The organism is Commensalibacter melissae (assembly GCF_003691365.1).
Classification (GTDB): Bacteria; Pseudomonadota; Alphaproteobacteria; order Acetobacterales; family Acetobacteraceae; genus Commensalibacter; species Commensalibacter melissae.
Genome location: NZ_CP033087.1, coordinates 840,471 through 852,210 on the forward strand (window position 1 = coordinate 840,471; position 11,740 = coordinate 852,210).

5 protein-coding genes and 1 tRNA gene are annotated in these 11,740 nt (G+C 38.4%); 4 read left to right on the plus strand and 2 right to left on the minus strand.

The window, feature by feature from the left end:
- Positions 1-151: 151 nt before the first annotated feature.
- Positions 152-754 (minus strand): restriction endonuclease, encoded by a 603-nt coding sequence (locus tag D9V35_RS09335; RefSeq protein ID WP_162988569.1) that lies wholly within the window; start codon positions 752-754, stop codon positions 152-154.
- A gap of 783 nt (positions 755-1,537) precedes the next feature.
- Positions 1,538-1,624 (minus strand) — tRNA-Leu (locus tag D9V35_RS03870).
- 127 nt (positions 1,625-1,751) lie between these two features.
- Between D9V35_RS03870 and D9V35_RS03875 the strand changes: the two genes are divergently transcribed.
- The 4 genes from D9V35_RS03875 to D9V35_RS03890 all read left to right on the plus strand — a co-directional run bounded on the left by D9V35_RS03875 (position 1,752) and on the right by D9V35_RS03890 (position 11,721).
- Positions 1,752-2,714, plus strand: coding sequence for a complex I NDUFA9 subunit family protein (locus tag D9V35_RS03875; RefSeq protein ID WP_122123445.1), 963 nt, complete (start codon positions 1,752-1,754; stop codon positions 2,712-2,714).
- Positions 2,715-2,814: 100 nt separating this feature from the next.
- Positions 2,815-4,248, plus strand: coding sequence for an NAD(P)-dependent oxidoreductase (locus D9V35_RS03880; protein WP_122123446.1), 1,434 nt, complete (start codon positions 2,815-2,817; stop codon positions 4,246-4,248).
- 47 nt (positions 4,249-4,295) lie between these two features.
- Entirely contained in the window at positions 4,296-8,816 is a 4,521-nt protein-coding gene (gltB, locus tag D9V35_RS03885) for a glutamate synthase large subunit (protein WP_122123447.1), read from the plus strand.
- A gap of 265 nt (positions 8,817-9,081) precedes the next feature.
- Complete coding sequence (locus tag D9V35_RS03890) at positions 9,082-11,721, plus strand: cation:proton antiporter (RefSeq protein WP_122123448.1); 2,640 nt, start codon at positions 9,082-9,084, stop codon at positions 11,719-11,721.
- Positions 11,722-11,740: the final 19 nt, after the last annotated feature.

Genomic DNA, 11,740 nt, shown 5'->3' on the forward strand with positions numbered 1-11,740 from the left:
GATATTCAATACTTAATTATTAAAAAATTAACTGTTTTTTTATATTTTAATTATAAAATTATTAAAAAGCATTGAAATTAAAATAAAAATTGAACTAATAAATTTTTGTTGATTTGTATAAAAATCAAAATGATTTTGATTTTGTTTTCAGCTACAGTTTTTTGGCAAATTGTTGCAATAGTTCATGATGCAATAGGGCAACTTGAACTGAACTTGCCAATTGTCGGGCTGAAACAGTATAAGAAGCATTGGAAACAACGGCGGCATAATCAGCGTGATAAAATTCTTTTGCCGATAAAACTTCTTGCACTGCTTTGTTGCCAACCGGTTTGGTATACAATTTGCATTGTAAAATTAATGTCTTGTTGTTTTTATAGGCAATGACATCGGCTCCCTGATCGCCACTAGCGTTTGTTACCTTAGCATCCCACCCAATCTGTTGCAGTAAATTTGCACAAAAGGCTTCATATTCCAGAGGTTTTAGATAATTGACGTTATTAACATTTTGTTTTTTTTCTAAATTTGTTTGTTCAACAATTGTATGAATATGTTTGACCAGTTGTTTTTTGATTGATGGTAACAAATCAACAAGATTTTTTTTTGTCAGACGCGGACGAATTCTAATCTTAATAAATCGTTGTATTTCTTTGAACCATCTATCTTCGATAATGGAGCCATAATCATCTTTATAACAAAGTTGTTCTTTTTTAAGTGTTAATATTTTCCGATGACGTTTTATTTCATTGATTGCCAATTTCATAGCTCTTTTTTTACGGTAAAAGCTTGTAAATTTCAGGAATGAATTTCTAAGTGTAAATTTCTTGTGGATAGTAAATATAGTTATAAAAACAATAATAGATATGCAAATACAATGATATGGATATGTAGATATTAATTTTTTAAAATTATTTAAAATAAAAAAAGTTGTATTATTTGTATAAGAATTTTTTTCCTCGGAAATAATTTTCAAAGCCGTATTGAATATCGATGTTGTTCCTTGTAAGGAAAGTTCAATAGTTTGATTTGGAAATGTAATGTATGCGTTTTTTTTTGTAATAATTTCTTTTGCAAATATATTGCTTTGATCCTTATTCAATGAGGTTTCATATATGAATGGATGTGTATTTTGCTTTTTTTTTAAATAGTAAGAGTGATGATCGGTTTTGAAAACAATTGAGGGTTGCTTATTAAATTGATTATCGAATTGAATAAGGGCTAGCTTGATCAATATGGGTTGATTGATCTTTAAATTGATAAAAAAATTAAATTTTTTTTCTTTTTTTTTAATAATTATTTGATTGTTGGTTACAGATTCTATTTGCCAATTATTGGTTGCAGCTTGTGATGCAAAAGGATAAAAAAGATAAAAACTGAAAAATAATAAGTTAAAAGCAAATTTAGGTAGCATAAACAAATGAATAGGGGTTTCGTGAGATATTTTTTTAATAATTTATGAGAAAATTGACAAAGATTTATATTATTTTATACAATTCAGTAGTGCCAAATATCATTTTACATGATTAGTTTATCATTTTTATGGTGCCCAAAAGAAGACTCGAACTTCCACAGCCTTGCGGCTACAGGTACCTGAAACCTGCGCGTCTACCAATTCCGCCATTTGGGCTCTTAAATATATTGATACTTCTTACTGATGTTCTTATAGTTGGTCAATGGAATTTTTGATTTTTTTAATTTTTCAAATGAGAATAAACACTATTCGATAAATTTGATTATGAAGCTGGGAAAGTTTAATGCGTAAAATAGCAACGATTATTGGTGGTAATGGATTAATTGAAAATTACCTTGTTGAGCGGTTGGTTAAGCAGGGATACGTGATAAGATTGGCAGTACCTTTTCCTGCACATACGAGAGAACAGAAAATATTTGGTAATGTTGGACAGGTTACCCCATTGTTTTGTTCATTTGATCAAGAAAATACTATTGTTCGATCCATTGAAGGTGCAAGTGTCGTTATTAATCTTGCAGAAGCTTTTGTTGGAAAAAGCAAGAGTAATCTTGAAAAAATAAATGTAAAAATCGCTGAAAAAATAGCAAAAATCGCAAGTGCAGCAGGTGTCAAAAATTTATTGCATTTTTCTGCTTTGGGTGCTGATTCCACAAGTCCTTCCTCTTATCTGGTCAGCAAGAAAAAGGGGGAGGAAACCGTATTGAAAACATATCCTTCTTCAACGATTGTAAGGATTGGAATCAGTTTTGGTCCAGAAGATCAGTTTTTGAATAAGTTAGGATTTTTATCAACTTTTTCCCCTATTATGCCAGTTTATAATGTTAATACACGTTTACAACCTGTCTATGCAGGGGACATTGCTGATGCTGTTATTAAGATTGTTGAAAGTGAAGAAAATCATGGGGAAATTTACGAGTTGGCGGGTCCAGAAATACTTACTAATCGTGAGTTGATTTCCAAGGTTTTAAAAATAGTTCATCGAAAAAATGATGTAAGCGGGTTATGTCCAGATTTTATAAAATTAATGGCTTATTTCCTGGAATATATGCCAGGTTCCTTAATGACCGCACGATTGGTTAATTTAATGAAATATGATTCTGTTGCTGGTCACAATGGTAAAAATTTTGAATCTCTAGGTATTGTTCCATCTTCAATTGAAATGATCGCTCCCGCTTATCTATATTGTTACAGGCCTGCTTGCGACTTTGAAGAATTAAAAAAATTACAAAAAGAAGCCTATATTTGAAAAAAAGTTATAAAAGGTCAGTAGTACTGTCTTTTTATTAAAAACGGAATAGGATAGAAAGTTTAGGTGTAATCTGCCTTAAATATTAAGGAATTTAATTATGCCTAACCTAATGCTTAAATTTGTTAATTTAGATCAGCAGCAGCCTGAAAAACGTAATGCTGTTGAACGCAAACATGATTTTAACGAGATTTACCGACGCTTTTCAGAGGAACAAGCCAGAATTCAGGCCAGTCGCTGTTCACAATGTGGTATTCCATTTTGTACAACGAAATGTCCATTATCAAATTATATTCCTGATTGGTTGAAACTTACGGCTGAAAATCGTTTGGCAGAAGCTTATGCACTTTCAACTGCAACCAACAGTTTTCCTGAAATTTGTGGGCGCATTTGTCCACAAGATCGTTTGTGTGAAGGCAGTTGCGTAATTGAGGCGGATTACAAAAGTGTTACAATTGGAGCGGTAGAAGCTTTTATAACCGATCATGCATTTGATCAGAATTGGGTCACACCTATTATGCCTTTGGAAGAACTATCGCAATCTGTGGGAATTATTGGTGCCGGACCTTGCGGTTTGGCTGCAGCGGTCGTTTTACGAAAAAAAGGATATCAAGTCCATGTATATGATCGCTATGATCGGGCTGGTGGTTTAATGGCTTATGGTATACCTACCTTTAAACTTGAAAAAAATATTGTAACTCGTCGTCAGGAATGGTTAGAGAAATCAAATGTGATTTTCCATTTCAATACAAGTGTCTCAGATAAAACAGCTGAGCATTCCATCGCTTTTGAGGATCTAAGAAATAAACATGATGCGGTATTGATTTCAACGGGAGTTTATAAAAAGAAAGAAGTAAGCCTTTTTGGTTCAAATCTTAATGGAATTGTGCAGGCACTGGATTATCTGATTGATTCTCAAACGCAAAATAACGATAAAAATGAAATGAATGCAAAGGGTAAAAGAGTTATCGTTATTGGCGGTGGTGATACTGCCATGGATTGCCTAAGAACTGCAATTCGTCAGGGGGCGACTTCAGTTCAATGTTTGTATCGTCGAGATAGGGCAAATATGCCTGGCTCCATGCGAGAGGTAAAAAATGCAGAAGAAGAAGGTGTGGAATTCATTTGGCAGGCAGCTCCAGACGCTTTTGTAGGTGAAGAAAAAGTGGAGGCAATTCGCGCATTAAGAACCGAATTGGGTTTGCCAGATGCTGGTGGTAGACAAAAAATCAGAATTATACCTAACAGTCATTTCACTCTGCAAGCGGATATGGTTATCAAAGCACTTGGATTTGATCCTGAACCATTGACCACCCTGTGGGATAACGACCAATTGGATACAAATGAATCTGGTACCATAAAATTGAATCATCATAGTCGTATGACTTCTTTACCTGGCGTTTTTGCAGGCGGCGATATTGTACGCGGGGCAAGTCTTGTTGTATGGGCTGTCAAGGATGGGCAGGATGTGGCGGAAAAAATTGCCCATTGGCTTGAACAACAAAATAATAAACAGAATGTTTCTGCTGCTTGAAAACAGATATCCAGAATTGAATGGATTCATTACGGTAGGTTAAGAAAATGAATAATTATTCCTTTGTTGAACAAAGAAAAAAGAATGAAGCGATCCTAAAAGATGTTTATTCCACCGAACAAGAACATGATGCTTGTGGTGTAGGATTTGTTGTGGCTCTTGATGGTCAAAAACGCCGAGATGTGGTTGAGGCCGGTTTGGCAGCTTTAAAAGCCTTATGGCATCGTGGCGCTGTTGATGCTGATGGGAAAACAGGAGATGGTGCCGGTATTCATGTTGAAATACCACAGGATTTTTTCTTGCAATCCATTCGTAGTGGTCATCATGCGGTAAAACAGGGGCGGCTGGCTGTAGGAATGATCTTTCTTCCTAAAAATGATTTGGCAAGTCAGGAGCGCTGTCGACAAATTATCGAAACCGAAATTATGGGGTTTGGCTATTCAATTTATGGTTGGCGTCAGGTGCCAATTGATACGAACTGTATCGGTGAAAAAGCGAATGCCACACGTCCTGATATTGAACAGATTCTTGTCATCAATACACATCACCATTCAGAGGATGTTTTTGAACGCAATCTTTATATTATTCGACGGAAAATAGAGAAAAAGGCTGTTGAAAGTCATGTTGATCTTTATATTTGTTCAATGTCCTGCCGTTCGATAATTTATAAGGGCATGTTTTTGGCGGAAAATCTGTCCGATTTTTATCCGGATCTGTTGGATGAACGATTTGTCAGCCGTTTTGTGATTTACCATCAACGTTATTCAACCAATACTTTTCCGACATGGAAACTTGCGCAGCCGTTTAGACGCATTGCCCACAATGGTGAGATAAATACATTATCAGGTAATATAAACTGGATGAAAAGTCACGAAACAAGACTTTCCCATCCGGATTTGGATGCTTATATGACAGATTTGAAACCGGTCATTCAATTCAATGGATCTGATACCGCGGCGTTGGACAATGTATTTGAGCTATTAACGTTTGCGGGTAGGGATGCCCCTACGGTAAAGGCCTTGATGATTCCACCGGCCCTGGGATTGCTGCAGGATATTACCCAAGATGTGAAAGATATGTACAGCTATTCCAACGCGGTAATGGAACCTTGGGATGGACCTGCCGCTTTATGTGGAACCGATGGTAAATGGATTATTGCCGGATTGGATAGAAACGGGTTACGTCCTTTACGTTATACGATAACAGCTAATGATTTGATGATTTTGGGATCAGAAACAGGAATGGTGCATATTCCTGAAGACCAAATTCTTGAAAAAGGCAGATTGGGACCAGGAGAAACAATAGGTTTTGATATGGATAATTGTCTTTTTTATCGCCCTGAAGATATAACACAGCTTCTAGTTAAACGTCATAATTACAGTGATTGGATTACGAATACGCAGCAGATTACTTCCATAGTAAAAGATCAGGATAATGAGCCTGTCTTATTCGCAGAGGATGAATTACGTAAAAGACAGCTTGCTGTTGGAATGAGTATTGAAGACCTTGAAACAGTATTGCAGCCTATGGTTGAAAATTCTGCGGAAGCGATTGGTTCAATGGGCGATGATACTCCCTTGGCGGTACTTAGTGAGCATTATAGAGGTTTATCGCATTATTTCCGTCAACGTTTCAGCCAGGTTACCAATCCACCGATTGATAGTCTACGAGAAACCCAAGTTATGACGTTGAGCACTCGTTTGGGAAATTTGGGTAATATCTTGGATCAGTCTTCCGAACAGTGTCAGTTATTACGTCTAAGCAGTCCGGTTTTGACGAGCAGTGAATTTATAGCATTGAAACAATATTGCGGTAAAACCGGGTGCAGTATTGATTGTAACTATAAGGTCAATGATGGTGAAAAAGGGCTTCGTCAAGCATTGGCAAGAATTTGCAGTGAAGCTGAAGAAGCTGTTCGATGTGGGTGTACACATATATTCCTTAGTGATGACAAGCAAGATAGGGATTATGCCAATATTCCAATGATTTTGGCAACGGCTGCCGTACATACTCATCTTGTTCGTCAATCCCTGAGAACCTTCACTTCTGTTAACGTGCAGGCGGCAGATTGTCTTGATGTGCACTCTATTGCGGTTTTAATCGGGGTTGGAGCTACGACAGTCAATGCTTGTCTTGCTCAGGAATGTATAGCGGATCGTCATAAAAAAGGGCTTTTTGGAAATATTACATTAAGACAGGCTGTTCAAAACTATTGTAAAGCCGTAGATAAAGGCTTGTTGAAAATTATGTCCAAGATGGGAATTTCTGTGGTTTCTTCTTATCGAGGTGGATATAATTTTGAAGCGATTGGCCTGTCCCGGGCATTGGTTGCTGAATTTTTTCCGGGAATGTCTTCCAGAATTTCAGGGATAGGTTTATCAGGAATTGCACAAAATATAAAAAAGTCCCATCAATTGGCTTGGGATCCCAATGTGAAATTGTTGCCGATCGGTGGGTTTTACAAATGGCGTCAACAAGGTGAGAAACATGCTTTAAGCAGTTCTGTCATTAAACTGATTCAGCAGGCTGTGGAAAAAGACAGTTGGCCATTGTACCAACAATATGTCCATGAAATTCACAGACAACCTCCAATGGCTCTAAGGGATTTATTCGATTTTCAATCGACAAATAAACCGGTCCCTGTTGAATCGGTTGAGAATATTACAAAATTGAGAAAAAGATTGATTTCCCCCGGAATTTCTCTCGGTGCGTTAAGTCCCGAAGCACATGAAACTCTTGCGATTGCCATGAACCGGATTGGAGCCCGTTCAGATTCCGGGGAGGGAGGAGAAGACGCGGTTCGGTACAAACCCCGTGAAAATGGGGATAATGCATCGTCGGCAATTAAACAGGTTGCATCTGGAAGATTTGGGGTAACCGCTGAGTATTTGAATAATTGTCGTGAAATTGAAATCAAGATTGCCCAAGGTGCAAAACCGGGTGAGGGTGGACAATTACCAGGATTTAAGGTTACGGAATTAATTGGTCGTCTTAGACATGCCGTCCCAGGAGTTACTTTAATTTCTCCGCCTCCTCATCATGATATATATTCGATCGAAGATTTGGCGCAACTTATTTATGACCTCAAACAAATTAATCCAGAGGCAACTGTGGGTGTTAAGCTGGTTGCGGCTTCAGGAATTGGAACAATTGCTGCCGGTGTAGCTAAAGCCAAGGCTGATACAATATTGATTTCAGGTCATAATGGCGGAACGGGCGCCTCTCCATTGACTTCCATTAAATATGGTGGAATTCCTTGGGAAATGGGGTTGGCGGAAGCGCATCAGGTGTTGATGTTAAATGGTTTGCGTGACCGGGTGGTTTTACGTGTTGATGGTGGTATCAAGACTGGTCGGGATGTTGTTATTGCTGCCATGCTAGGAGCGGAGGAATTCGGTATTGGTACACTCAGTCTTATAGCAATGGGTTGTATCATGGTTCGTCAATGTCATTCCAATACCTGCCCCGTTGGGGTTTGTACCCAGGATGAAAAATTGCGTGCAAACTTTGTTCAGGATGGGGCTGAACGTGTGATCAATCTGTTTTCTTTCATTGCTGAAGATGTAAGAAATATTCTCGCCACACTTGGATTTACATCTTTGACAGACATAATCGGGCGAACAGATCTGTTACGTCAGGTTTTACGTGGTGCATCTTATCTGGATGATTTGGATCTGAATCCATTATTGGCACGAGTGGATCCGGGGATGCATGCTGGTTATTGTGTTCGTGAAGGGCGTAATGAGGTGCCTGAAACATTGGATGCACAAATGATTGTTGATGCTCAGCCATTATTCGAACATGGTGAAAAAATGCAATTGCGATATAATGTTTATAATACATATCGAGCAATTGGAACAAAAATTTCATCAATGATAACCCGTCGGTTTGGTATGAAAGGATTGGCGCCGGATCATCTGACTGTTCGTCTTAATGGATCAGCAGGCCAATCGTTGGGTGCGTTTGCAGTTCAGGGCTTGAAGCTTGAGGTTTTTGGGGATTCCAATGATTATGTCGGGAAAGGGTTGTCAGGAGCCACCATTATTGTGCGTCCTGTACCAGAAACAAAACTTGTTTCAAATCATAATGTGATTGTTGGTAATACAGTCTTATATGGTGCAACAGCCGGATATCTGTTTGCGGCCGGAAAGGCAGGTGAGCGTTTTGCGGTTCGCAATTCGGGTGCCACGGCTGTGGTTGAGGGATGCGGTGCCAACGGATGTGAATATATGACTGGGGGAACAGTGATCATTCTGGGTGAAATAGGTCCTAATTTCGGGGCCGGTTTCACAGGTGGAATGGCCTTTGTCTACGATCCCCACCAACAGTTTGAACGTCGTGTCAATGCGTCAACTTTGCGATGGCAGCGTGTGATTGATAAAAAATGGGAAGACAGGGTCAAAAACCTTATTGAAAAGCATATTGAAGAAACAAAAAGCCGATATGCTGCGCATCTTTTACATGAATGGCAGAATACAATAAAACATTTCTGGCATATTGTTCCCACAGAATATGCTCGAGTTATAAATTTTGAATTTAATGAAGATATTTTAAAAGAAACTGCATAATTTAGAACGATATTACATCAAATTATGGATAGGCAATAGGATCAATTTCATAAAAATTTATCCTATTTTCAAAGATTTTATCATTTTATTTTAATGAAAATATGTTAATTATAATGCAGTAAAGCTTTCATAACGGTCTAAGATGAATTCTATATTTTTTTACGAGGAATTTTTTTAGTTATATTGACTTAAGTTGATATCCCATCCGTATTAGGCTTGATATATAAAATAATTCTAATTTTGTTTATAGCGGAGAGACATCAATATGCCAGTTACAGGCCTGGCCACTGTTTTATTAGCGACAGCTATATTATTGGTCATTGTAAGCGCCGTTCAGCCATTGGCAAAACGGCTGGAATTATCTGAAACTGTAATACTGGCTATTGTTGGGGTTGTTCTTGGTGGAACAGCTGATTTGATTTTACACAGCTCCCACATACATGTTTTTGATACAGCCGCTGAAATATTACTTGATTTTCCAATAAACAGCGAAGGTTTTTTGTTAATATTCCTGCCCATATTGGTTTTTCAGGCGGCATTGGCTATTGATGTGCGTCGTTTGGCCCATGAAATCGGCACGGTTCTTTTATTGGCCATTGTTGCGGTCATTGTCTCTACTGCCACTATAGGTCTGGCCTTATATCCCTTTTCGGGAATGCCTCTGACGGTTTGTCTGCTGGTTGGAGCGATCGTTGCAACGACGGATCCCTCTGCTGTTGCTGGCATATTCAGAGAAATTGGGGCGGCAACTCGTCTTACCCGTTTGGTTGAAGGCGAAGCTTTATTGAATGATGCTGCAGCAATTTCCATTTTTTCGACTTTGGTTGCCGCTATTATTGCGCATAAAGAGGTACATTTATTTAGTTCAGCTCTAGCAATTTTTCTTTCTTTTGTCGGGGCATTGATTGCAGGATTTTTCTTTGCACGTTGCGCTTTGTGGATGATTGTAAGTTTGGGTTCAAATACAGGTCGATCTGCGGAAATTACTTTAACGGTTGCCTTACCATATATTTCCTATATTGTCTGTGATGACTTGTTGCACTGTTCCGGTGTTGTGGCAGCGGCAGCGGCAGGATTGACCTTATCCGCTTATGGTCCCTCGACATTTAGGCCTCAAACATGGCGATTTTTGAATGAGTTATGGCAACAAATAATATTTTGGGCAGGATCGCTATTATTTGTGTTGGCTTCTATGCTTGTCCCCCGTTTATTGATTGGTATGACAAAATGGGATTTTATTCTTATTTTATTGGCGACAATTGCCGGGTTGCTGGCACGTGCAATGGTTATTTTTGGGATGTTGCCTTTACTTGCAGCTACAAAACTTTCGCCTCCAGTGCCGACGCCATTTAAAGCGACAATGGTATGGGGTGGATTAAGAGGTGCCATTACACTGGCCCTTGCATTGGCGGTAACGGAAAATGAATTGATACCAACACCGATTTCCCAGTTTGTAGGTATTGTTGCAACGGGCTTTGTATTGTTTACCTTATTGGTTAACGGAACAACATTAAGAGCGGTGGTAATTTATTTCCGGCTAAATGAACTTGCACCCATTGACCAGGCTGTGCGCCACCAGATTCTAGGAATTGGATTGGGTAATGTTAAGGACAAGGCTCGTCGCGTGGCAAATGAATTTGGATTTTCAAATGTCATTACCAATTATACGCTTGAAGAGATTGACCGTCGTATTAATGAGGAAAGAGAAGCAAATAGTTTTGATACAATGTTGACTGATCGTCAACGTATTTCACTGGCTTTGATTACAATAGCTGCACAAGAGCGGTCAATTTTACTGGATCTTTTCCGTATGCAGGGTTTGCCACGAAGAGTGATGGAAACTCTTTTGCGTTCAGCGGAAGCTACGTTGGATGGTGCATGGACCGAGGGAAGGTATGGATACGTAAAAGCGATGCAGAAAAGATTGCATCCTCCTTTTCGATTTCGTGTTGCGCAATATATACATCGAAAATTGCATATCGATCGTCCCTTGATGTACTGCATGATGGAACGGTTTGAAATATTGCTGGTATCCCGATTTGTATCGATTTCCTTAACACGTTTTATGAAAAGGCGTATAGAGCCGACATTGGGTGTGCGAATTGCCGAAATTGTTTCAGAAGTTCTGGATAGGCAAAATCGTATGTTGGATGATGCGCTGGAAATTATGCGCATTCATTACCAGGGATATATTGAAGCTCTTGAATCAAGGTTTTTGAAATTGGTCACTCTCAGATTAGAAAGTGATGAATATAACAGTCTTTGGGCTGAGTCTTTGGTTAGTGATGAGCTTTATTCCGAATTGGAAAAAAATGTTGAAAAGCGTTTTGAACGTTATAATCGCCGCCTAAAATTCAATCTCAAAAGTGGATTGGAAGAGCGCGTGAAGGAATTGCCATGTTTACGCGGTGTGCCACAGGCTGTTTTATATGATATAAGTATGTCTATGTCGGTCTATTTTGTATTTCCGAGTGAAAAAATCCTTCATCGTAAACAAAAGGTTAAAAATGTCTATTTTGTCAGTAGCGGATTATTTGAAACACATTCTGCAAGTAAAAGTCTAACATATGGGATTGGTGATATTCTTGGTGCATCAGAACTTGTTGCGGGTAAAAGAATTTATGCAAATTATCGTGCATTGAGGTTTGGATATTTATTGGTGATGCCAGCCGATGTATTTAAACGATTAATTCAAGATTATCCGATTGTGGCCTATAATCTTTCAAAAATTGACGAGGCAAAAGATCGCCCCAATTCCCAGGATGACGATTTCATGATGTTGGGATATACACGACGTATAGCCAATAAGGAAAAACAGTTGATGTTGGGGTATGAGTCCAAGGAAATCAATAATTTAAAAAATGAGGGTAACATTGAAAATAATAATAAACAAAATAAAAACTGATAATTTATTCTTTTTGATT

Bases quoted from the DNA above. Each gene is read 5' to 3' on its own strand.
- gltB (WP_122123447.1), top strand. From the start codon at position 4,296: ATGAATAATTATTCCTTTGTTGAACAAAGAAAAAAGAATGAAGCGATC.
- D9V35_RS03880 (WP_122123446.1), top strand. From the start codon at position 2,815: ATGCCTAACCTAATGCTTAAATTTGTTAATTTAGATCAGCAGCAGCCT.
- D9V35_RS03875 (WP_122123445.1), top strand. From the start codon at position 1,752: ATGCGTAAAATAGCAACGATTATTGGTGGTAATGGATTAATTGAAAAT.
- D9V35_RS03890 (WP_122123448.1), top strand. From the start codon at position 9,082: ATGCCAGTTACAGGCCTGGCCACTGTTTTATTAGCGACAGCTATATTA.